Below are 21,624 nucleotides of genomic sequence, written 5' to 3'. Positions count from 1 at the left end.
GGAAAGATGCCCCGGCCGGCGGCGACATGCCCGCGAAGCCGGGCCGAGCGGCGCTACTGGACCGAGGCCAGCACGCCGCGGTAGCGCTCGGCCAGCACGCCCACGCGCTGTACGTAGCGCTGGGTCTCGGCGTAGGGCGGCACCCCGCCGTACTTGTCCACTGCGCCCTCGCCCGCGTTGTAGCCGGCCGCGGCCAGGGTCAGGTTGCCGTCGAAGCGCTTGAGCAGCCAGGCCAGGTATTGCACGCCGCCGCGGATGTTCTGGCCGGCATCGTAGGAATCGGCGACGCCGAAGCGCCGCGCCGTGGCCGGCATCAACTGCATCAGCCCCTGCGCGCCCGCCCGGCTCAGCGCCATCGGGTTGTAGGCCGATTCGGCGTGGATGATCGCGCGCACGACCGCCTCCTCCACGCCGAACTCGCGCGCGGCGGCGGCGATCTCGCCCTGGTAGGCCGCGGTGTTGAGGCGGACGGTCCCGAAGTTGACGCCGGGGTTGACCGCGCACGCGTAGCAGGTCTCGATGAAGCTGTAGCGGATCGTGCGCAGCCCTTCGATGCTCGCGGTCTGCGTCGGGCGGGCGCTGGTGTAGTGGCGCACGCCGTCCTTCATGTAGGAATAGAGCTGCCCGCTGACGACCCGCTGCGGCAATCCGCGCGGGTTCGCCGGGGCCGGCATCGGCGCCACGGACTTGGGCGCGACCGAAGCGGCGACCGGCGGCACCGCCGTCTTCGCCGGCTCGGCGCTCGCCACGGCGGGCCGGGGCTTGGCCGGCGCCGGCCTGGCGGACGCGCGGCGCTCGGGCTTGTAGTTGCCGACCACGCTGCACGAGGCGCCATGGACGCGCTTGCTCACGTAGCTGGGGATCCCGTCGCCGCCGATGCACTTGTACAGGGTGCCGGCGCTGGCCGGCGCAGCCGACAGCGTGGCGAACAGCAGCCCCAGCATCCCCGGTATCCCCTTCATGGCGCGAAGTCTCCCAGCTCCGCCGGGCGTTGCCAAGTGCTTGGCGCGAAAAGGGTTTGTTGCCGCCAGAGCGTGCCATGCCCTTTGGAGTGCGGCATCCGCGTGCTTGGGCCGGGGCAAGGCCGACCCGTCTTGCCAAGGACCGCAACGCATTCCCGCGGTGGCACCGGCCGCGGGAATGCGCTTCAAGGGGCATGGCACGTTCTACAATAGCCGGCTCGCCGCGGCCGCCCTGGTGGCCGCCCCCGCTCAGCCACCCGTCTGGAATAAGCGCCATGCCCGGGACGCCCGCCTCCGAAATCCCCGCCACGGCCGTTGCCGTGGATTCCCCCACGCTCGTGCCCTTGCCCGGCCAGCGCCCGGCCATCCCGGGCGGTGCGCGCGGGAAGCTGTACATCAAGACCCACGGGTGCCAGATGAACGAATACGACTCGGCCAAGATGGCCGACGTGCTCGCGCAGGCCGAGGGGCTGGAACTGACCGACGACCCGGAGGAGGCCGACGTCGTCCTGGTCAACACCTGTTCGATCCGCGAGAAGGCGCAGGAGAAGGTGTTCAGCCAGCTCGGCCGCTGGAAGGCGCTGAAGGGCAACGGCCGCGACGTGATCATCGGCGTAGGCGGCTGCGTCGCCTCGCAGGAAGGCGAAGCCATCGTCAAGCGCGCGCCGTACGTGGACCTGGTGTTCGGCCCGCAGACCCTGCACCGCCTGCCCGAGCTGATCCGCGCCCGTCGCGAGCAAAACCGGCCGCAGGTGGACATCAGCTTCCCGGAGATCGAGAAGTTCGACCGCCTGCCCGAGCCGCGCGCCGAAGGCCCGAGCGCGTTCGTCTCGATCATGGAAGGGTGCTCGAAGTACTGCTCGTTCTGCGTGGTGCCCTACACCCGCGGCACCGAGGTCAGCCGGCCGTTCGAGGACGTGCTGGTGGAAGTGGCGCAACTGGCGGCGCAGGGCGTGCGCGAGATCAACCTGCTCGGCCAGAACGTCAACGCCTACCGCGGGCCGATGGAAGGCGGCGAAGTCGCCGACCTGGGCCTGCTGATCCGCACCATCGCCCAGATCGAGGGCATCGGCCGCATCCGCTTCACCACCTCGCACCCGCTGGAGTTCTCCGACTCCCTGGTGGACGCCTATCGCGACGTGCCGCAACTGGCCAACTACCTGCACCTGCCGGTGCAGGCCGGCAGCGACCGCATCCTCGCCGCGATGAAGCGCGGCTACACCGCGCTGGAGTTCAAGTCGAAGATCCGCAAGCTGCGCGCGGTGCGCCCGGACATCTCGATCAGCTCGGACTTCATCGTCGGCTTCCCGGGCGAGACCGACGCCGACTTCGAGAAGACCATGAAGCTGATCGAGGACGTGGGCTTCGACCAGAGCTTCTCCTTCATCTACTCGCGCCGCCCCGGCACCCCGGCCGCGGACCTCGACGACGATACGCCCGAGGCGGTCAAGCACGCGCGCCTGGAGCGGCTGCAGAAGCACATCAACGAATACGCCGCGGGCATCTCGCAGCGGATGGTCGGCACCGTGCAGACCGTGCTGGTCGAAGGGCCGTCGAAGAAGAACCCGAACGAGCTGACCGGCAAGACCGAGAACATGCGCTCGGTGAACTTCCCCGGCCATCCGCGCCTGGTCGGCCAGTTCGTGGACGTGCTGATCACCGAGGCGCTGACCAACTCGCTGCGCGGCCGCGTCCAACTGGGCGGGGACGCCGACGCGGCCTGAGCCGGCCGGGCCTGGCGGTTTTTTCGCCAGGCCTTCGCCGGGCCTTGCGGCACAAGCCGTGCCGCGGGTTACCCACAGGCTTTTCCGCATTCGATCCACACCGGTTGTGGACAGCGCGCCGGCCAGTGGCGATTCTTTCGCCAATCCGGCTCGATCCCTTGCGCCGCGGCCCCCTGCGGCCGTTATCCACAGGTTGCTGCAGCCGGGTTCCACAACGACTGTGGAGAAACCCTCAATCCAGCCGCTTGCGGAAGCGCGAGATCGCCAGCGTCATCATCACCGCGGTGAACACCACCAGCGCCAGCGCGTCCGGCCACAACTCCGACGGCGAGGCGCCGCGCAGCATGGTGCCGCGGATCAGCCGGATGAAGTGGGTCAGCGGCAGCGCCTCGGCCAGCCACTGCGCCAGCCTGGGCATGCCGTCGAAGGGGAACATGAAGCCCGACAGCAGGATCGAGGGCAGGAACAGGAAGAACGTCATCTGCATCGACTGGAACTGCGACTGCGCGCGCGTGGAGATCAGCAGCCCCAGGCTGAGGTTCGCCACGATCAGCAGCATCGATGCCGCGTAGACCGCGGGCAGCCCGCCGCGCACCGGCACGTCGAACAGCAAGCCGCCCAGCACCAGGATCACCGTGGCCTGGATCAGCCCCACCGCGATGTAGGGCAGCACCTTGCCGACCATCAGCTCGGCGCTGGACACCGGCGTGGCGATCAGCATCTCCAGGTTGCCGCGTTCGCGCTCGCGCACGATCGCCATCGCCGTGAACATCACCAGGGTCATGGTCAGGATCACCCCGATCAGGCCCGGCACCACGTTGATCGCCGACACCCGCTGCGGGTTGTACAGCGGCAGCACGCTGATGCGCGCCTGCGATTGCGCGCTGGACATGCGCCCGTCCAGCGGCATCTGCGCCAGCTGGCGCGCGGCGGCCTGCACCGAGGTATCGGCGCCGTCGACGATCACCTGCATCACCTCGCGGCCTTCGCCCAGCCGGCGCTCGAAATCCGGCGGCACCACGATGCCGACCTCGATCGTGCCGGCCCGGATCAGCGACTGGATCTCGGCCGGGGTGCGCGCGGCGGCGACCGGCTCGACCACCCCGGTCGCCAGCATGTCGCGCACCAGCGCGCGCGAGGCCGCCGTGTCGGCCAGGTCGGCCACCGCCGCCGGCAGGTTGCGCACGTCCAGGTTGATCGCATAGCCGAACAGCAGCAGTTGCAGCGTCGGGATCCCGATCATCATCGCCAGGGTCATGCGGTCGCGCATCATCTGCCGCACCTCCTTGACCATGACCGCGTAGATCTGCGCGATCTTCATGCGCCCTCCTCCTCGCGGCCGCGGGTCGCGGCGACGAACACGTCTTCCAGGCTGGGCTCGATGCGGGCCACCTGCGCCTCCAGGCCGCGTTCGCGCAATGCCGCGGCGAGCGCGTCCGGGTCGCCCCGTCCCGGCGCGCACAACACGCGCAGCTCGTTGCCGATCTGCGCCACCGAGAGCACGCCGTCCACGGCGTGCAGGATCTTCTGCGCCTGCCGCAGCGCCGGGCTGCGTACGCCCAGCGTGCGCCCCTCCAGGCGCCCGGTCAGCTCGGCCGGCGTGCCGTCGGCCACCAGGCGCCCGCGCTCGAGGATGGCGATGCGATGGCAGCGCTCGGCCTCGTCCATGTAGTGGGTGGATACCAGCAACGTGGTGCCGCCGTCGGCCAGCTCGAACAGCTTTTCCCAGAAGCCGCGCCGCGATTCCGGATCGACCGCGCTGGTCGGCTCGTCGAGCAGCAGCAGCTGCGGCTCGTGCACCACAGCGCCGGCGAGCGCCAGGCGCTGCTTCTGGCCGCCGCTCATCGTGCCGGCGAGCTGCTTCTGCAAGGCCTCCAGGTCGTAGGCGTGCAGCAGCTCCTCCACGCGCGCGTTGCGGCGCGCGCGCGGCAGGCCCTGCACCGTGGCGAGGAACTGCAGGTTCTCGCGCACGGTGAGGTCCTCGTACAGCGAAAAGCGCTGGGTCATGTAGCCGATGCGCCGGCGCAGCGCCTCGGCCTGCTCGGGGATCGGCAGGCCCAGCACCTCCACGTCGCCGTCGCTGGGCGTGAGCAGCCCGCACAGCATGCGGATGGTGGTGGACTTGCCGGAGCCGTTCGGCCCGAGGAAGCCGTAGACCTGCGCGCGCGGCACGCTCAGGTCGACGTGGTCGACGGCGGTGAAATCGCCGAAGCGCTTGGTCAGCCCGTGCGCGCGGATCGCGATGCCGCCGCCGGCGTCATTCATGGGCGTCGTCCGCCAGCCGCGCCCGCACCGGCACGCCCACCGGCAGGTCCTTCGCGCTCGCCGGCAGCTGCACCTCGGCCAGGTAGGTCAGGCGTTCGGCATCGCCGCCGGAGAGCGCGTAATAGGGAGTGAACATCGGCTCGCTGCGGATCGCACGGATCCGTCCTCGGTACACCTGGCCGCTGCCGTCCACGCTGACCTGCAACGCCTGGCCGATGGCCACGCGCCCGCGCAGGGTGGCCGGCACGTAGATGCGCGCATACGGCGCATCGCCGACCAGCATCACCGCCAGCGAAGCGCCGACCGGCGCCTGGTCGCCCAGCTTGTACGGCAGGCTGTCCACGCGGCCGGCGCGCGGGGCCACGATGTCCAGTTTCTCCAGGTTGACCGCCTGCACCGCGGCGTCGGCCTGCGCGGCACGCAAGGCCGCCTCGCCCTGTGCGATGTCCTCGGCCCGGTTGCCGCGCTCCAGCTCCAGCAGGGCCTGCTCGGCCGCGCGCACCTGCGCCTGCGCATCGCCGGCGGCGGCGCGCGCGCGATCGACGTCGGCGGCCGCGACCAGTTGCTGCCGGCCCAGCGGCTGCAGGCGCGCGTAGTAGGCGGTGGCATCGCGGGCCTGCGCCCGCGCCGAGGCCAGCTGCGCGCGGGCCTGCGCGATCTGCTCCGTGCGCGGGCCGGCCACCAGTTCCTGCAGCGCCTGTTCGCGTTGGCGGGCCTGCTCCTGCAGGCCCTGCAGCTGCGAACGGGTACGCACCAGCTCCAACTGCATCAACCGCGTGCCGGCCGCGACCTGCTGGCCCTCGCGCACGTCCATCGCCACGATGCGTTCCGCCGCCGGCGCGGGCAGCGTGATCCGGTCCCACTCCAGCGTACCCAACAGCGGATCGGGCTCGCGCCGGCAACCGCCGGCCAGCGCCAGGACGGCGCACGAAAGAATGAGGAGCAGCTTGCGCATCGCGTTCTCCGTCGTTTCCGAATACCGGCCGCTCAGCGCGGCCCGCTCCAGGCCCCGTGCCACAGCAGTGCCAGCGCATGCCCGGCCACCGCGTCCATGCCCAGTTCCTCCGCCCCCAGCAGGCGCCGCCAGATCGGCGCGCCCGCAGCTGGAAACATCGTCAATCCGACCAGCGAGGTCATCAGCAGGCGCGGGTCCAGGCCGGGATTGAGCTCGCCGCGCGCCTGCGCGTCGGCGAAACGCGCCGCCATCATCCGGGCGACCTGCGGGCCGACCTCGTCGGTCAGCAGGCCGCGCAGCGAGCCGCCCTCGCACAACACCTCGCGTACCCACAGCTGCGGCCACCAGGGGTTCTGCTCGACCACGGCCACCACGCCCTCGACGAAGGCGCGCACCGTCGCGGGCAGGTCGTCGCCGGCGGCGACCAGGCGCGAGACCAGCCCGGCGGCGACCGGCCGCAGCCGCGTCTCCACCACGCTGCGCAGCAGTTGCTCCTTGTCGCCGAAGTAGTAGTTCACCAGCGCGGGGGTGACGCCGGCACGCTGGGCGACGTCGCGCATCCGCGTGCCGGCGATGCCCTGCTCGGCGAAGCACGCCAGCGCCGCGTCGAGCAGGCCGGCCTGGTGGTCCTTGCCGTCGGCCACCGCCGGCCGCCCCGGCGGGCGGGGCCGTGCGGCGCGCTTGCGGGTGCCGGCCGCGCGCTTGCCGGCGGCGTCTCGAGGTGGCTTGGGATCGACCATGGCGATATTTAAATCCACATTTAATTAAGGCCGGGTGAATTCCGCGGCGCTGGGGTTTGCCGCGCCGACGCGCTAACCTTGGTTCCCTGCTCGGCCGCGCCTCGCGGCACGGCGCCGCTCCGAACGCCTCATGACCACACCCGCGCAACGCGACTTCACCCTCGATCCCGTCGATACCGAGCGCCTGTCCAACCTGGCCGGACCGTTCGACGAACACCTGCGCCAGATCGAGCTCAAGCTCGGCGTGGAGATCGCCAATCGCGGCAACGTGTTCCGTGTCACCGGCCCGGAAGCGGCGGCCGCCGCGGCCGAGAAGCTGCTGCGCGCGCTTTACGACGAGGCCGCCGGCACCACGTTCGACAGCCATGCGATCCACCTGCGCCTCAACGAGGCCAACGTCGAGCACGTGGCCCGGCGCGAGTACGCGCCACAGGAAGTGGCCATCAAGGTCAAGCGCGGCACCATCCGCGGGCGCGGCGCCAACCAGGCCAGGTACCTGCACCTGATCGCCACGCACGACATCAACTTCGGCATCGGCCCGGCCGGCACCGGCAAGACCTTCCTGGCGGTCGCCAGCGCGGTCGAGGCGCTGAACGAGTCGCGCGTGCAGCGGCTGGTCCTGGTGCGCCCGGCGGTGGAGGCCGGCGAGAAGCTCGGCTTCCTGCCCGGCGACCTGAGCCAGAAGGTCGACCCGTACCTGCGCCCGCTCTACGACGCGCTGTACGAGATGCTCGGCGTCGAGAAGGTGGTGAAGCTGCTGGAGAAGAACGTCATCGAGATCGCGCCGCTGGCCTACATGCGCGGGCGCACGCTCAACGACGCCTACGTGATCCTGGACGAGGCGCAGAACACCACCATCGAGCAGATGAAGATGTTCCTGACGCGCCTGGGCTTCGGCTCGACCGCGGTGATCACCGGCGACCTCACCCAGATCGACCTGCCCAAGCACGTCAAGTCCGGCCTGCGCGACGCGATCGACGTGCTGCGCGACGTGGAAGGCGTCAGCTTCACCTTCTTCGAGTCGCGCGACGTGGTGCGCCATCCGCTGGTCGCGCGCATCGTCAGCGCCTACGACAGGCGCGACCTCCAGGACGCGCAGACGGGAGCCTCGCCATGACCCGCGGACCGGTACGCCTCGACGTCGCCGTCAGCTACGCCCTGCCCCGCGCCGGGTTGCCGTCGGCGGTGAGCTTCCGCAAGTGGGTCGCGGCCGCGCTGAAGGGCCGCATCCGCGAGGCCGACCTGGCGATCCGCCTGGTCGATGCCAAGGAAGGCCGCTCGCTCAATCACCATTACCGCGGCAAGGACTACGCCACCAACGTGCTGAGCTTCCCGGCGGAAGTCCCCGAAGGCCTGCCCAAGGGCGTGAAGTTCCCATTGCTCGGCGACCTGGTGATCTGCGCCCCGGTGGTGGAACGCGAGGCCCGCGAGCAGGGCAAGCTACTGAGCGCGCACTATGCCCACCTGACCGTCCACGGCACGCTGCACCTGCTCGGCTGGGACCACGAGGACGACAGGGAAGCCGAGGCGATGGAACAGCTCGAACGCGAGATCCTGGCCGAACTCGGCGTCGCCGATCCCTACGCGGGCGAGCGTTGAGCCCGGGACGCGCGGCACCGGCGCCTGGACGCAGCGCCCATCGGGGCCGAAGCACCTCTACGACGCCCTCCGCCCGCCATGTTCCGGAGACTGCCTTCTTGACCCGCCCCCTGCTCGCCGCCCTTGGCCTTGCCTTCGCCGCCGGCACGTGCGCGGCCGCCGAACCGGCCACCGCGCCCGACCTGCCGGCCTTGATCGAGTGCCGCCAGGACATCGCGGCGTATGCGCACGGCATCGTGCCGGTGCTGAACGACCCCGCCGCGGCCGAAGCCCTCGGCTGGCAGGCGCTGCCGCGCAGCAATCCGTTCATGAGCGAATTCCGGCTGCCGGCGCCGGTCGCCGCGTTCGGCGCGTCCAGCGACCACCTCGTGGTCTCGGGCGGCACGATCATGCTGCTGCTCGACGGCCCCGATCCCCGCACGCTCGCCAAGCGCCTGCAGTTGGAAACCGGCGTGGACACGCCGGAGAAATTCATGGCCGGCCGCGAGGTCGCCAGCCGCGACGTGGTCACCCCGGGCACCGGCGAGAAGATGGTCGAATCGGTGATCCTGAGCGTGTCGGACGTGCGCAGCCACCCGGGCAAGACCCTGGCCGGCTGCACCTACGACCTGGACAAGCCTTGAGGACCGACCGGGATTGGGGAAGGGCTCTTGGCTCCGTTCCCGGTCAAGACAGCCTGTGCCCTGTGGGAGCGGCTTCAGCCGCGATGAGCTTTCATACAGATCCCCCTGCAAAAGCCCGCACATCCATGTGCGGGGGTTCAACTGGGAACGCCTCATCGCGGCTGAAGCCGCTCCCACAGGGGGCGTCGCTTCTGCCCCTCGGGTCCCGGGTGCCGGCTCCACCCTGCTAGACTTGGACCCAACGCCCGGCTCGCCGGGTGCCGTTTCCCCGAATGATGTCCGAAGACGACAGTAGTCACAGTTCGCCCGAACCCCAGGAAAGACGCCGCAGTTGGCTCGAACGCCTCAGCGCGGCCTTCTCGGGCGAACCGCATACCCGCGACGAACTGGTCGCCCTGCTTCGCACGGCCCACGGCGACGGCCTGATCGCCGCCGATACGCTGCGCATGATGGAAGGCGCGATCTCGGTCTCCGAGCTCACCGTCGCCGACGTGATGGTGCCGCGCTCGCAGATGGTCTCGCTGCCGGTCGAGTCGCGCTTCCTCGACCTGATGAAGCAGGTGGTCGAATCCGGCCATTCCCGTTTCCCCGTGCACGGCGAGAACAAGGACGAGGTGCTCGGCATCCTGCTCGCCAAGGACCTGCTGCGCGGCGTGGTCGCCGACAACGGTCCCGGCAACGTGCGCGAGCTGCTGCGCCCGGCGGTGCTGATCCCGGAGTCCAAGAAGCTCAACGTCCTGCTCAAGGAATTCCGGCTGTCGCGCAACCACATGGCGATCGTGGTGGACGAGTACGGCGGCGTGGCCGGCCTGGTCACCATCGAGGACGTGCTGGAACAGATCGTCGGCGAGATCGACGACGAGCACGACGAGGCCGAGGACGAGAGCTCGCTGATCGCCGTGCAGTCCGACGGGCAGTACGTGGTCGACGCGCTGACGCCGATCGAGGATTTCAACGAGCGCTTCGGCGCCGACTTCCCCGACGACGACTACGACACGGTGGGCGGCCTGGTGACCGACGCGATCGGCCACCTGCCCGAGACCGGCGAGGAACTGACGCTGGGCCGGTTCGCGTTCCGCGTCGCCAAGGCCGACGCGCGCCGCGTGCATGCGCTGCACGTCACCGTGCTGCCGCCCGAACTGCAGGACGAGGCTTGATCCGCGCGCTTCCCATCGCCGCGCTGCGGCTGCTGGCGTTGCTGGCCTGCCTGCTGCCGGCCTGGGCGTTCGCCCAGGCCGCGCCGCGGATCGGCGTGGCGACGATGCAGCCCGGCGAGGTGTTCTTCGAGCGCTTCGGCCACGACGCGATCGTGGTGGCCGATCCCGCCACCGGACGGGCCATCTCGTACAACTTCGGCTATTTCGACCCGAGCGAGCCCGACTTCGTCGGCCGCTTCGTCGAGGGCGAGATGATGTACTACCTCGTCGCGCTGCCGCTGGAGGAAGACCTGCAGCAGTACCGCGACAGCGGGCGCGGGGTCAGCATCCAGTGGCTGGACCTGCCCCCGCGGCAGGCGACCGCGCTGGCCGACGCTTTGGCGGTGCGCAGCCGCCCGGAGAACGCGCGCTATCGCTACGACTACTTCACCGCCAACTGCGCCACGATGGTCCGCGACAGCCTGGACCAGGCGATGGGAGGCGCATTGAAGGCGCAGCTCGCCGGCCGCTCGCGCGGCAATACCTATCGCAGCGAAGCGGTGCGGCTGGCCTCGCCGGCGCCGTGGATGTGGCTCGGCTTCGACCTGGGGCTGGGGCCCTACGCCGACAAACCGCTGTCGCGCTGGCAGGAAGCGTTCGTCCCGATGCGGCTCGCCGAAAGCCTCGCCGAGGCGCGCAACAGCGAAGGCCGCCCGCTGGTGCAGTCCACCCAGGAACTGCTGCCGCACCGGATCGCGCCGGAACCGCCGGACCAGGCGCGGTCGCGCTGGCCGTGGCTGCTTGCCGGCCTGGTCGTCGCCGCCGGCGTGCTGGCCCTCGCGCGGCGCCCGCGCCTGCTGGCCGGCCTGGCGATTCCGTTCTGGCTGGCCTGCGCGATCGGCGGCGGGCTGTTGATCTACCTGTGGGGCTTCACCGCGCACCAGGCCGCCTGGGGCAACCGCAACCTGCTCCTGCTCAATCCGCTGTGCCTGCTGCTGGTCGCCGGCGCCTTCGGATCGCTGCGGCGGCACGTGCCCGGCCGGTGGTTCGGCATCGTCGCCTGGCTGGTGGTCGCCGCGGGCGTGCTCGCGCTGGTCATCGACTGGCTGTCGTTCCAGCCGCAGTTCAACCTGCAGTGGATCATGCTGCTGTTGCCGATCCATGCCGCGCTGGCCATGGCGCTGGGGCGCGCCCGCAAGACGGTCCCGCCCGCGGCGGGCTAGCGTCCACGGATTCCGCTTCGGCGGGATCGCGGCTTCCCGGAGCGCGGATCACGCTCACGTTCCCGTCGTAGCGCCCGCTGCGCGCGAACGGCGCGGCTTGCCCCTGCCCGCGCGCTGGCGCACGATGCGCGCCATGACCGAAATGCACCCGACCCCTTCCGACAATCCCGCGTGCGTCATCACCTGCGCGTTCTACGATGGCCACGGCAAGCGCCACGACATCGGCCTCGACCGGATCAGCGAAGAGCTCGAGAAGGACGACGAGGGCTTCGTCTGGGTGGGCCTGTACGAACCCGCCGAGGACGTGCTGCGGCTGCTGCAGAGCGAGTTCGGGCTGCACGACCTGGCGATCGAGGACGCGCTCAAGGCGCACCAGCGCCCCAAGGTCGAGGGCTATGGCAACTCGCTGTTCGTGGTGGTCAAGACCGCGCAACTGGTGGACGAGCGGATCCGTTACGGCGAGACCCACGCCTTCCTCGGCAAGCGCTTCCTGCTGACGGTGCGCCATGGCGCTTCGCTCTCCTATGCGCCGGTGCGGGCGCAGATGGAGCGCGAGCCGTCGATGCTGTCGCTCGGCCCGGCCTTCAGCCTGTACGCCATCCTGGACTTCGTGGTCGACAACTACCTGCCGATCATGGACGAGTTCCGGGACACCCTGGAACTGCTGGAGAAGGACATCTTCTCTGAGAGCTACAAGCGCCGCACCGTGGTGCGGCTGTACGAGCTCAAGCGCGAGCTCAACAAGATGCGGCTGGTGGTGGCGCCGCTGCAGGACGTGCTCTCGCACCTCAAGCGCAACCCCGGTCCCTTGATCCCCGACAGCGTCGTCGTCTACCTGCGCGACGTGCTGGACCACGCGGCGCGCATCAACGACGCGATCGACACGTTGCGCGAGATGCTGGGTACCGCACTGAGCGTGAACCTCTCGCTGGTCACGCTGGCCCAGGGCGAGACGGTCAAGCGCCTCGGCGCCTGGGCGGCGCTGCTGGCGGCGCCGACCCTGATCACCAGCTGGTACGGCATGAACTTCGAGCACATGCCGGAACTCGGCGGACGCTGGTCCTACCCGATCCTCGTGGGCGGCGTGGCACTGTCGTGCCTGGTGCTGTATCGCCTGTTCAAGCGGGCGAAGTGGCTGTAGGGGATTCGGGATTCGGGATTCGGGATTCGGGATTCGGGATTCGGGATTCGGGATTCGGGATTCGGGATTCGGGATTCGGGATTCGGGATTCGGGATTCGGGATTCGGGATTCGGGATTCGGGATTCGGGAGAAGCATCTTTGCCTGGATCCGGCTGTCAAGCGATTTGATGCTCTCCCTGCTTTTTTGGCTTCTTTGTGGGAGTGGCCTCGGCATGCCGAGGCCCCTCCCACAGCACCGCGCGATCCCGGGCAGGCTTTCCCGGGCCCCGCTCAAGCCACGTAGATCGTCTTGACGTTCATGAACTCGTGGATGCCGTGCTCGGCCAGTTCGCGGCCGAAGCCGGAACGCTTGGTGCCGCCGAACGGCATCCGCACGTCGCTCTTCACGATGGCGTTGACGAACGCGGCGCCGCATTGCAGCTGGCGCGCCACGGCCTCGCCGCGCCCGGCGTCGCCGGTCCAGACGCTGCCGCCGAGGCCGAAGGTGGTGTCGTTGGCGACGCGCACGGCTTCGGCCTCGTCCTTGACGCGGAGGATCGCCGCGACCGGGCCGAACAGCTCCTCCTCGTAGGCCGGCATGCCCGGGCCGACCCGGTCCAGGATCGTGGCCGGATAACCGGCATGCGAGCCCGGGGTCGGCTCGCCGCCCAGCAACAGCTCGGCGCCCTTGGCGATGCTGGCCCGTACCTGCTTGTGCAGCTCGTCGCGCAGGTCGGCGCGCGCCATCGGCGCCAGCGTCGTGGCCTCGTCGGCGGGATCGCCGTAGCTGCGCTTGCCCGCGGCTTCGACGAACTTCGCCACGAACGCGTCGGCGATCGCCTCGACCACGATGAAGCGCTTGGCGGCGATGCAGGTCTGGCCGGCATTGTCGAAACGCGACTTCACCGCGGCCTCGACCGTCCTGTCGAGGTCCGCGTCGTCGAGCACGACGAAGGCGTCGCTGCCGCCGAGCTCCATCACCGATTTCTTCAGCTGCTCGCCCGCGTTGGACGCGATCGCGCGCCCGGCACGCTCGCTGCCGGTCAGCGTCACCGCGGCGACGCGGGGATCGCGCAGCACCGCCGCGGCCTGCTCGTTGTCGATGTGCAGCACGTCGAACACGCCTTCCGGCACGCCCGCGGCCTCCAGCACCTCGGCGATGGCGTCGGCGCAACGCGGCACGTTCGTCGCGTGCTTGAGCAGGGATACGTTGCCCGCCATCAGCGACGGCGCGAGGAAACGGAACACCTGCCAGATCGGGAAGTTCCACGGCATCACCGCGAACACGCAGCCGATCGGCTCGTAGTGGACGTAGCTGCGCCGAGCCTCGGTGCGGATCTCCTTGGGCGCCAGGTATTCCGCGGCGTGCTCGGCGTAGTACGCGCAAGCCTGCGCGCACTTGTCGATCTCGGCCAGCGCCTCCTTGCGCAGCTTGCCCATTTCCGCCGTCATGATCCGCTGGATGTCGTCGCGGCGCCGGGTCAGTTCCTCGCCGGCCTTGCGCAGCAGCGCGCCGCGCTCGTCCAGCGGCCGCGCCGCCCAGGCCGGGAACGCCCTGGCCGCGGCGGCCAGGCGCCGCTCGATCGCCGCCTGGTCCATCGCCTGGACGGTGTGCTCGGGTCGGCCCGTGTACGGATTGACGGTCTGGTAGCTCATCGTGCGACTCCGGAAAACGAATGCGCATATGCTAGCCCCGCGCAGGTCGTCATCGCGTCAGCGACATCATTGCGGGAGCGGCCCCGGCCGCGGCGGGCCGTAGCCGCCCCGCGAACTCAACCGTTCTCCTGCAGCGCCAGCTGGATGTCCTGCTGCCGGCGCTTCTCGTTGCGCGCCATGATCCACCAGCCGATCGCCGCGGCCACCGACACCGCCAGCACCAGGATCGTCGCCAACGCGTTGATCTTCGGGCTCAGGCCCATGCGTACCGAGGAGAACACCTTCATCGGCAAGGTGGTCGAACTCGGGCCGGCGACGAAGCTGGCGATCACCACGTCGTCCAGCGACAGCGTGAACGCCAGCAGCCACCCGGACACCAGCGCCGGGGCGATGATCGGCAGCGTGATCAGGAAGAACACCTTGAGCCGGTTCGCGCCCAGGTCCATCGCTGCCTCTTCCAGCGAGCGGTCCAGCTCCTGCAGGCGCGAGGACACCACCACGGTGACGAACGACAGGGTGAAGGTGACGTGCGCGATCCAGATCGCGGTGACGCCCTTCGGCGCGATGCCGATCGCGCCGCCGACCGAGACCAGCATCAGCAGGATCGACAGGCCGATGATCACCTCCGGCATCACCAGCGGCGCGGAGATCAGCGCGCCGAACAGCGTCTTGCCGGGGAAGCGCCGCAGTCGGGTCATCGCCATCGCCGCCATCGTGCCGATCACCATCGAGGCGGTGGCGGTCCAGAACGCGACCTTGAGGCTGATCCAGGCCGCGTCCAGCATCTGCCGGTCGCGCAGCAGTTCGCCGTACCACTTGGTCGAAAAACCCGACCAGACCGTGGCCAGGCGCGACTCGTTGAACGAGTAGACGATCAGCAACAGGATCGGCAGGTACAGGAAGCCGAACCCCAGGCCCAGCACCAGCCAGGTCGCCAGGCGGCCGCTGCGCGTCGCGCTCATGTCAGCCGCCCTTCCAGCTCGCGCTGCTGGTAACGGTTGAAGATCAGGATCGGGATCATCAGCAAGCCCAGCATCACGATCGCCACCGCCGAGGCCACCGGCCAGTTGCGGTTGTTGAAGAACTCGCCCCACAGCACGCGCCCGATCATCAGCGTGTCCGGCCCGCCCAGCATCTCCGGGATCACGAACTCGCCCACCGCCGGGATCATCACCAGCATGCAGCCGGCGATGATGCCGTTGCGCGACAGCGGCAGGGTGATGGTGAGGAACGCCTTCCACGGCCGCGCGCCGAGGTCGTAGGCGGCCTCGAGCAGGCGGTGGTCGAGCTTGACCAGGTTGGCGTACAGCGGCAGCACCATGAACGGCAGGTAGCAGTAGACGATGCCGATGTACGCGGCGACGGGCGTGTACAGGATGTGCAGCGGCGAGTCGATCAGGCCCAGCCCGGTCAGCAGCCGGTTGAGCACGCCGTTGCTGTCGAGGATGCCGATCCAGGCGTACACGCGGATCAGGAACGAGGTCCACGAAGGCAGCACCACCAGCATCATCGCGACGTTGCGCGCCGCCGGCGGCATCCGCGCGATCACGTAGGCGATCGGATAGCCGGCCAGCAGCGCCAGCAGCGTGGAGATCGCGGCGATCTTGATGGAACTCAGGTAGGCCAGCAGGTACTGGTTGTCGGCCAGCAAGGAGAGATAGTTGCCGAGGTTGAGGCGGACCGTGAGCGCCTCGTCCACGTACTCCAGCAGCGGCGTGTACGGCGGCATCGCGATCGCCAGCCGGCTGAAGGAGATCTTCAGCACGATCAGGAACGGGATCGCGAAGAACACGAGCAGCCACAGGTACGGCGGCGCGATCACCGCCCAGCGGCCGCCCGGCAGCCAGCGTTTGAGCGCGCGCGGGTTCATGAGGTCAGCACCACGCCGTCGTTGTCGTCCCAGGACACCCAGACCTCGTCGCCCCAGGTCATCCCCTCGCTCTCCCAGCGCTTCTGGTTGGCGAAGTTGGATTGCAGCTTGAGGCCGCTGGGCAGGCGCACGTGGAAGATCGAGTGGCTGCCGAAATAGGCGATGTCCTCGATGGTCCCGCGCGCCTTGTTGTACTGCTGCTCCGGCTCGGCCTGGGTGATCCACACCTTCTCCGGGCGCACCGCGAAGGCCACCTCCTGGCCTTCCACGCCGGTGATGCCGTGGCTGATGTAGATCGGCACCGGGAACTGCGGGCAGAGCAGCGTCACGTGGTCGGGCTGGTCCTCGTCGATCCGGCCCTCGATCAGGTTCACCGAACCGATGAACTCGGCGGCGAAGCGGCTGTTCGGCGACTCGTAGATGTCCGCCGGCGTGCCGACCTGCTGGATCCAGCCCTGGTCCATCAGCGCGATGCGGGTGGCCATCGTCATCGCCTCCTCCTGGTCGTGGGTGACCATCACGCAGGTGACGCCGGTCTTCTCGATGATGTTGACCAGCTCCAGCTGCATCTGGTTGCGCAGCTTCTTGTCGAGCGCGCCCATCGGCTCGTCCAGCAGCAGCAGCTTCGGCCCCTTGGCCAGCGAGCGCGCCAGCGCCACGCGCTGCTGCTGCCCGCCGGAGAGCTGGTGCGGCTTGCGCTTGGCGAGCCTGCCCAGCTGCACCAGCTCGAGCATCTCGCCCACGCGCGTGCGGATCGCGTCCTTGCCCAGCCCGTCCTGCTTGAGGCCGAAGGCGATGTTCTGCTCGACCGTCATGTGCGGGAACAGCGCGTAGGACTGGAACATCATGTTGATCGGCCGCTCGTACGGCGGCAGGTCGTTCATCGGCTGGCCGTCGAGGACGATGCGGCCGCGGGTCGGCGTCTCGAAACCGGCCAGGCAGCGCAGCAGCGTGGACTTGCCGCTGCCCGAACCGCCGAGCAGCGCGAAGATCTCGCCCTTGCGCACGTTCAGGCTGACGTCGTCGAGCGCGACGAAACCGTCGAACTCCTTGCGCACGCCGCTGATCGAGAGGTAGTCGTCCGGGCGCTCGGACGCCGCGGAGGAAGACGGATTCTGCGGCCTGGCCTCGGTCGACGCCATCGAACACTCCTGATCGGTGAAGGATCGCGGGCGCCGCGCCTGCCCCCGCCGCCCGTGACGAGCAGTGTAGCGGGGCCACGGTGGCGGGAAAACGCTCGAAGTCCCCTCCGCTAGAGGCGGCAAGGCACGGCCCGCGCGCCGGCGGCGCGCGTGCCTCGGAGCGCCCACGCCGCCGGCGTGGACCGGGACGCGGACGGGGCGAGGCGGGGGCGAAGCCCCGGAACGGTGTTCAACTACTTATCTTGCGGGAGGGACTTCGGTCCCAACGCTTGGCCGATGCTGCCGCCGGGACCGAAGTCCCTCCCAAAAGAACACTGCCCGGCCCGAACAGAGCCGAGCAAGGAAGTACGGCCTACCTGGCCGCCGCCTGCTCCGGCGCCTGCCAGCCCAGCCCCAGGCTCTTCTGCAGGCCGATGTAGTCCACCAGCAGCTTCATCTGCGCCTGGGTCCGGCTGTCGCGCGCGGACAGCTGCTGGCGCTGCACGTCCAGCGCGTCGATCAACGACGTGGCGCCGGCCCGGTAGCGCTGCTGCACCAGGTCGGACGAACGCGTCGCCGCGTCCGCCGCATCGCCGGCCATCGCCAGTGCCCGGCGCGAGGCGCCGAAGCGCGCCAGCGCGTTGTTGGCGTCCTGCAGGGCCGCGAGCACCTTGGCCTCGTAGCTGGCCGCATAGGCCTGGTTGCCCGCCCTCGCCTGCGCCACCTGCGAGCGCGTCTTGCCGAAATCGAACACCGACCAGCGCAGGATCGGCGCGACCACCGTGCCGACCGCGTCGGAGCCGAGATCGCCCGGCGAGGTCGCGCCCATGCCGATCCCGCCGAGCAGCGTCACCTGCGGGAAGTAGCCCGACAGCGCCTGGCCGATCTTGGCCGACGACGCGGCCAGCTGGCGCTCGGCCCTGCGCACGTCCGGGCGCCTGCGGATCAGCGAGGCCGCATCGTCCACCGGCACTACCGCCGGCAACTGCGGTAGCGGCCGCGGTTCGGCCAGTGCGGCATCGAGGGCGCCGGGCACGCGTCCGGTCATCAGCGCCAGCTGGTCGAGCGATTCCTGCAGGGTCGCCTGCAGGTCCGGGATCGACGCCTCCTGCTGGCGCAGCTGCGCCAGCGCGCGTTCCACGTCGGTCTGCGGCGCGGCGCCGCGTTCGCGGCGCTGCCGGGTCAGCTCCAGCATCTTCGCCGCCTTGTCGCGGCTGTCGCGGGCGATCGCAAGCCGCTCCTGGGTACCGCGGTAGTTGGCGTAGGCACGGCCCACCTCGGCGGCGAGCTGGACTTGCGCGTCCGCCAGCTGGGCCTCGTCGGCCTCGGCCTGCGCCTGCGCCTCCTGCTGCGCGCGGCGGCGGCGCCCGAACAGGTCCAGCTCCCAGCTCGCGTCGAAGGCCGCGGTGTAGAGCTCGACGTTGTCCAGGTCGGTTCCCTGCAACTGCGGGGTGCTGCGCGCCGCATCGACGATCGCGTCGGGCATGCGCGCGTGCACGTAGCCCGCGGTGGCGCCGACGCTCGGCATCCGCTCGGCCCGGCGCTGCCGCACCAGCGCGCGCGAGGCGCTGACGTTGGCCTCGGCCGCGCGCAGGTCGGGACTGTGGGCCAGCGCCTGCTCGACCAGCCAGGTGAGCTGCGCATCGTCGAGCGCCTCCCACCAGCGCCGCGGCGGCGGCGCATCGGCGACGACGGCCGGATCGGCGCGCGGCAGGCGCGCCTGCGCCAGGGCGTCGCCGGCCACGTCGGGCTTGACGTAGTCCGGGCCCAGCATGCACGCCGACAACAGCAGCGGCAGCGCGGCCGGCAGCAACAACGGACGGAACGGGGAACGGGTGGTCATCAGTGCATCACCATGGGCCCGCCGCCCTTGGGCAGCGGCTTGAGCATGAAGATCAACGGGAACGTGCAAACCACGATCACGCCGAAGATCCAGAACAGGTCGTTGTAGGTCATCACCAGCGCTTGCTGCTGCACCAGCTGCGCGATCCGGGCGAACGCCTGCAGTTGCGCGTCGCCGCTGCCCGCCTGCAGCTGGGCGCCGATGCCGTGCAGGTAGTCCTGCGCCAGCGGCGAGTTGGCCGTGGTCGAGCTGCCGATCATCTCGGTGTGGAAGGTCAGCCGGCGCTCCTGGAAGGTGGAGATCAACGCCAGGCCGATCGAACCGCCGAGGTTGCGCGCGGCGTTGAACAGGCCCGAAGCGTCGCCGGTGAGGTTCTGCGGCACCGAGGTGATCGCGGCCTGGTTGAGCGCCATCATCGCGAACGCCAGGCCCACGCCCTGCAGCAACTGGCCGATCACGAAGTGGATGCCGACGCTGTCGGCGGTCAGTCCGAGGTTGACGAAGCAGGCGCCGGCGAACGCGGCCATGCCGATGCCCACCATCAGGCGCACGTCCACGTTGGCCAGCATCCAGGGCATCAACGGCATCAGCAGCACGGTCGGCACGCCGCCGAGCAACAGCACGTAGCCGGCCTGCTCGGTGTTGTAGCCGGAGATCACCGCCAGGAACTGCGGGATCATGTACATCACGCCGAACAGGATCATGCCCACCGCCGTCACCATCACGAACACCGAGGCGAAGGCGCGGTTGCGCAGGATCGACAGCCGGATCACCGGCTCGCGGTTGATGAACTGCGCCAGCAGCAACGCGCCGAAGCCGAGCAGCGACAGCAGCGAGAGCATCAGGATCAGCTCCGACTCGAACCAGCGCTCGCGCTGTCCCTCCTCCAGCACCACCGTCAACGCGCCCAGGCCCGCGGTCATGCCGAAGATGCCGAGCCAGTCGGCGCGCAGCAATCCGCCCCAGTCGGCCTTCTCGTGCTTCAGGCCCAGCAGCAACAGCGCCACCAGGCCCGCGCAGATCGGCACGTTGATGAAGAACGCGTAGTGCCAGCTGACGTTCTCGGCCAGCCAGCCGCCCAGCAGCGGCCCGATCACCGGCCCCAGGATCACGGTCATGCCGAACAGCGCGGTGCCCTGGGTCTGCTGCTCCGGCGGCAGGCGCGTGCCGACGATGGTCAGCGCGGTCGGGATCAGCGCGCCGCCGGCGAATCCCTGCCCCACGCGCCCCAGGATCATCATCGGCAGCGTCGTGGACAGCCCGCACATCACCGAGAACGCGGTGAACATGATCGCGCAGATCAGCAGGAAGTTGCGCAGCCCGAGCGTGCGCACGAACCAGCCGGTCAGCGGGATCATCACGATCTCCGAGACCAGGTAGGCGGTGGAGATCCAGGTGCCCTCGGTGCCGCTCGCGCCGACCTCGCCCTGGATGGTCGGCAACGCGGCATTGACGATGGAGATGTCCAGCGTCGCCATGAACGAACCGATGGTGCCGGCGGCCACGGCCAGCCAGGCGCTGGCGTCCGCCTTGCGCGGGCGGCCGGCGGCCGCCGCGGCGGCATGCGCGCTCACTGCGCCGCCCCGCCCTTCGCGCCCTCGCGCCCGGCCTCGTCCTCGGCCCGCGCCTTGCCGTCCTTGGCCGAGCGGGTATCGACGGTCACCACCACCGACATGCCCGGCACCAGCACCTTGCGCGCCTCGGCGCCGGCATCGACGCGGATGCGCACCGGCACGCGCTGCACGACCTTGGTGAAGTTGCCGGTGGCGTTCTCCGGCGGCAGCAGCGCGAACTGCGAGCCGGTACCGGGCGAAATGCTGTCGACCGTGCCGTGCAGCTTCACGCCGGACAGGGCGTCGACCTCGATCTCCGCCGGCTGCCCCGGCCGCATCAGGCCCATCTGGGTTTCCTTGAAGTTGGCCTCGAGGTAGAGGTCCTCCACCGGCATCACCGTCATCGTGCGGGTACCGGCGGCGACGAACTGGCCGACCTGCACGGTCTTGTTGCCGATGCGCCCGTCGATGCGCGCGGTCAGCCGCGTGTCCTCGAAGGCCAGGCGCGCGGCGTCGGCATCGGCGCGGGCCTGCGCCAGGCCCGCACGGGCCTGGGCAAGCTGCGCCTTGGACGCTTCCAGCTGGCTGCCGGCGCCTTCGAGCTGGGCCCGGGCGGCGTCGTATTGCGCCTGCGCGCGTTCAAGGTCGTGCTGCAGGCTTTCCAGGTGTTCGTGGGTGTCGGCGCCGCTGGCGGCGAGCGGGGTGAACCGCGCGACCTCCGCCTTGGCCAGGCGCAGGCTGGCCGCCGCCGCGGTGACCTGGGTGCGCGCCTGCAGCAGTTGCGCGGATTGTCCCTGCACGCCGGCCTCGGCGGCGGCGATGTCGGCCTCGCGCACCGCCACCACCGCCTCGGCCTGCTCCAGCTGCGCGCGGTAGGTACGCCCGTCGATCTCGAGCAGCGACTCGCCGGCCTTCACCCATTGGTTGTCCTTGACGAACACCTGGGTGACGTAGCCGTTGACCCGCGGCGCCACCGCGACCGCATCGGCCTTCAGGTAGGCGTTGTTGGTTTCCTGCAGGTAGCGCCCGACCAGCAGCCAGTGCACGAACCAAGCGACCAGCCCGGCCAGCAGCACCAGGCCGACGACGAGAAGCGTCCACTTGACCTTGGGGTTGGCGAGCGCCGAAGGCTTGCCGTCCTTGTCCTGGCGGTCATCGGACCCGTTGGAAGGGGAATGCCCGCGTGCCTGATCGTCGTCTGCAGTGCTCAAAGCCAGGTTCCTTGAAAGCCGT

General features: G+C 70.0%; 19 protein-coding genes. 7 read left to right on the top strand and 12 right to left on the bottom strand.

Features of this window, described 5'->3' with window-relative positions:
- Positions 1–53: 53 nt before the first annotated feature.
- Positions 54–962: a lytic transglycosylase domain-containing protein gene (locus tag FD678_RS05210; protein WP_140720082.1), complete on the bottom strand. Its 909-nt coding sequence runs from the start codon at positions 960–962 to the stop codon at positions 54–56.
- Between the two features lie 275 nt (positions 963–1,237).
- Here FD678_RS05210 and miaB point away from each other — a divergent pair, with 275 nt between their 5' ends.
- A complete protein-coding gene (miaB, locus tag FD678_RS05205; RefSeq protein ID WP_140720080.1) occupies positions 1,238–2,686 on the top strand; it encodes a tRNA (N6-isopentenyl adenosine(37)-C2)-methylthiotransferase MiaB in 1,449 nt (482 codons plus the stop codon).
- A 232-nt stretch (positions 2,687–2,918) separates the two neighbouring features.
- On the opposite strand, the gene FD678_RS05200 is transcribed toward miaB, so the two are convergent.
- From FD678_RS05200 to FD678_RS05185, 4 genes are read right to left on the bottom strand one after another with little or no spacing between them, the layout of a single operon-like run.
- The gene (locus FD678_RS05200; RefSeq protein ID WP_140720078.1) at positions 2,919–4,007 is read right to left on the bottom strand and encodes an ABC transporter permease; all 1,089 of its coding nucleotides are present in this window, start codon (positions 4,005–4,007) and stop codon (positions 2,919–2,921) included.
- Positions 4,004–4,951 carry an ABC transporter ATP-binding protein gene (locus FD678_RS05195; RefSeq protein ID WP_218569526.1) on the bottom strand — a complete coding sequence of 316 codons (948 nt, stop codon included), beginning with the start codon at positions 4,949–4,951 and terminating at the stop codon, positions 4,004–4,006. Before FD678_RS05195 ends, FD678_RS05200 begins: the two co-directional genes overlap by 4 nt.
- Positions 4,944–5,906, bottom strand: a complete 963-nt coding sequence (locus tag FD678_RS05190) for an HlyD family secretion protein (RefSeq protein ID WP_140720076.1) — start codon at positions 5,904–5,906, stop codon at positions 4,944–4,946. The genes FD678_RS05195 and FD678_RS05190 overlap by 8 nt, the downstream gene beginning before the upstream one ends.
- Positions 5,907–5,938: 32 nt before the next feature.
- Positions 5,939–6,646, bottom strand: coding sequence for a TetR/AcrR family transcriptional regulator (locus FD678_RS05185; protein WP_140720074.1), 708 nt, complete (start codon positions 6,644–6,646; stop codon positions 5,939–5,941).
- Between the two features lie 130 nt (positions 6,647–6,776).
- On the opposite strand from FD678_RS05185, the gene FD678_RS05180 reads away from it, so the two are divergent.
- The 6 genes from FD678_RS05180 (at position 6,777) to FD678_RS05155 (ending at position 12,368) form a co-directional block, all read left to right on the top strand.
- Entirely contained in the window at positions 6,777–7,763 is a 987-nt protein-coding gene (locus FD678_RS05180) for a PhoH family protein (protein ID WP_140720072.1), read from the top strand.
- The gene (ybeY, locus tag FD678_RS05175) at positions 7,760–8,245 is read left to right on the top strand and encodes an rRNA maturation RNase YbeY (protein ID WP_140720070.1); all 486 of its coding nucleotides are present in this window, start codon (positions 7,760–7,762) and stop codon (positions 8,243–8,245) included. The genes FD678_RS05180 and ybeY overlap by 4 nt, the downstream gene beginning before the upstream one ends.
- 98 nt (positions 8,246–8,343) lie before the next feature.
- Positions 8,344–8,868, top strand: coding sequence for a hypothetical protein (locus tag FD678_RS05170; RefSeq protein ID WP_140720068.1), 525 nt, complete (start codon positions 8,344–8,346; stop codon positions 8,866–8,868).
- A 275-nt stretch (positions 8,869–9,143) separates the two neighbouring features.
- A complete protein-coding gene (locus FD678_RS05165; RefSeq protein ID WP_140720066.1) occupies positions 9,144–10,025 on the top strand; it encodes an HlyC/CorC family transporter in 882 nt (293 codons plus the stop codon).
- Complete coding sequence (locus tag FD678_RS05160) at positions 10,022–11,227, top strand: lipoprotein N-acyltransferase Lnb domain-containing protein (RefSeq protein WP_218569525.1); 1,206 nt, start codon at positions 10,022–10,024, stop codon at positions 11,225–11,227. The genes FD678_RS05165 and FD678_RS05160 overlap by 4 nt, the downstream gene beginning before the upstream one ends.
- A gap of 133 nt (positions 11,228–11,360) precedes the next feature.
- Positions 11,361–12,368 (top strand): magnesium and cobalt transport protein CorA, encoded by a 1,008-nt coding sequence (locus FD678_RS05155; protein WP_218569524.1) that lies wholly within the window; start codon positions 11,361–11,363, stop codon positions 12,366–12,368.
- Between the two features lie 271 nt (positions 12,369–12,639).
- Here the strand turns inward: FD678_RS05155 and FD678_RS05145 are convergent, their stop codons facing one another.
- The 7 genes from FD678_RS05145 to FD678_RS05115 form a co-directional block, all read right to left on the bottom strand.
- A complete protein-coding gene (locus tag FD678_RS05145) occupies positions 12,640–14,004 on the bottom strand; it encodes an NAD-dependent succinate-semialdehyde dehydrogenase (protein WP_140720062.1) in 1,365 nt (454 codons plus the stop codon).
- A 116-nt stretch (positions 14,005–14,120) separates the two neighbouring features.
- Positions 14,121–14,966, bottom strand: coding sequence for an ABC transporter permease subunit (locus tag FD678_RS05140; RefSeq protein ID WP_140720060.1), 846 nt, complete (start codon positions 14,964–14,966; stop codon positions 14,121–14,123).
- Positions 14,963–15,874, bottom strand: a complete 912-nt coding sequence (locus FD678_RS05135) for an ABC transporter permease subunit (RefSeq protein WP_140720058.1) — start codon at positions 15,872–15,874, stop codon at positions 14,963–14,965. The genes FD678_RS05140 and FD678_RS05135 overlap by 4 nt, the downstream gene beginning before the upstream one ends.
- A complete protein-coding gene (locus FD678_RS05130) occupies positions 15,871–17,016 on the bottom strand; it encodes an ABC transporter ATP-binding protein (protein ID WP_140720056.1) in 1,146 nt (381 codons plus the stop codon). The genes FD678_RS05135 and FD678_RS05130 overlap by 4 nt, the downstream gene beginning before the upstream one ends.
- A gap of 352 nt (positions 17,017–17,368) precedes the next feature.
- Positions 17,369–18,838: an efflux transporter outer membrane subunit gene (locus tag FD678_RS05125; protein WP_140720054.1), complete on the bottom strand. Its 1,470-nt coding sequence runs from the start codon at positions 18,836–18,838 to the stop codon at positions 17,369–17,371.
- On the bottom strand, positions 18,838–20,412 hold the full coding sequence (locus tag FD678_RS05120; protein WP_140720052.1) for an MDR family MFS transporter: 1,575 nt from the start codon (positions 20,410–20,412) through the stop codon (positions 18,838–18,840). The genes FD678_RS05125 and FD678_RS05120 overlap by 1 nt, the downstream gene beginning before the upstream one ends.
- Positions 20,409–21,602, bottom strand: a complete 1,194-nt coding sequence (locus FD678_RS05115; protein ID WP_218569523.1) for an HlyD family secretion protein — start codon at positions 21,600–21,602, stop codon at positions 20,409–20,411. The genes FD678_RS05120 and FD678_RS05115 overlap by 4 nt, the downstream gene beginning before the upstream one ends.
- Positions 21,603–21,624: the final 22 nt, after the last annotated feature.

This window comes from Pseudomonas sp. Hp2 (assembly GCF_006386585.1).
GTDB classification, from domain to species: domain Bacteria; phylum Pseudomonadota; class Gammaproteobacteria; order Xanthomonadales; family Xanthomonadaceae; genus Pseudomonas_S; species Pseudomonas_S boreopolis.
The sequence above is the reverse complement of the archived record's forward strand: the minus strand, read 5'-3'. Positions and strand labels throughout refer to the sequence as shown.

Coding starts and splice junctions, on each gene's coding strand:
- ybeY (WP_140720070.1), top strand. CDS start 7,760: ATGACCCGCGGACCGGTACGCCTCGACGTCGCCGTCAGCTACGCCCTG.
- miaB (WP_140720080.1), top strand. CDS start 1,238: ATGCCCGGGACGCCCGCCTCCGAAATCCCCGCCACGGCCGTTGCCGTG.
- FD678_RS05135 (WP_140720058.1), bottom strand. CDS start 15,874: ATGAACCCGCGCGCGCTCAAACGCTGGCTGCCGGGCGGCCGCTGGGCG.
- FD678_RS05200 (WP_140720078.1), bottom strand. CDS start 4,007: ATGAAGATCGCGCAGATCTACGCGGTCATGGTCAAGGAGGTGCGGCAG.
- FD678_RS05130 (WP_140720056.1), bottom strand. CDS start 17,016: ATGGCGTCGACCGAGGCCAGGCCGCAGAATCCGTCTTCCTCCGCGGCG.
- FD678_RS05145 (WP_140720062.1), bottom strand. CDS start 14,004: ATGAGCTACCAGACCGTCAATCCGTACACGGGCCGACCCGAGCACACC.
- FD678_RS05190 (WP_140720076.1), bottom strand. CDS start 5,906: ATGCGCAAGCTGCTCCTCATTCTTTCGTGCGCCGTCCTGGCGCTGGCC.
- FD678_RS05210 (WP_140720082.1), bottom strand. CDS start 962: ATGAAGGGGATACCGGGGATGCTGGGGCTGCTGTTCGCCACGCTGTCG.
- FD678_RS05140 (WP_140720060.1), bottom strand. CDS start 14,966: ATGAGCGCGACGCGCAGCGGCCGCCTGGCGACCTGGCTGGTGCTGGGC.
- FD678_RS05125 (WP_140720054.1), bottom strand. CDS start 18,838: ATGACCACCCGTTCCCCGTTCCGTCCGTTGTTGCTGCCGGCCGCGCTG.
- FD678_RS05185 (WP_140720074.1), bottom strand. CDS start 6,646: ATGGTCGATCCCAAGCCACCTCGAGACGCCGCCGGCAAGCGCGCGGCC.
- FD678_RS05155 (WP_218569524.1), top strand. CDS start 11,361: ATGACCGAAATGCACCCGACCCCTTCCGACAATCCCGCGTGCGTCATC.
- FD678_RS05165 (WP_140720066.1), top strand. CDS start 9,144: ATGTCCGAAGACGACAGTAGTCACAGTTCGCCCGAACCCCAGGAAAGA.
- FD678_RS05195 (WP_218569526.1), bottom strand. CDS start 4,951: ATGAATGACGCCGGCGGCGGCATCGCGATCCGCGCGCACGGGCTGACC.
- FD678_RS05180 (WP_140720072.1), top strand. CDS start 6,777: ATGACCACACCCGCGCAACGCGACTTCACCCTCGATCCCGTCGATACC.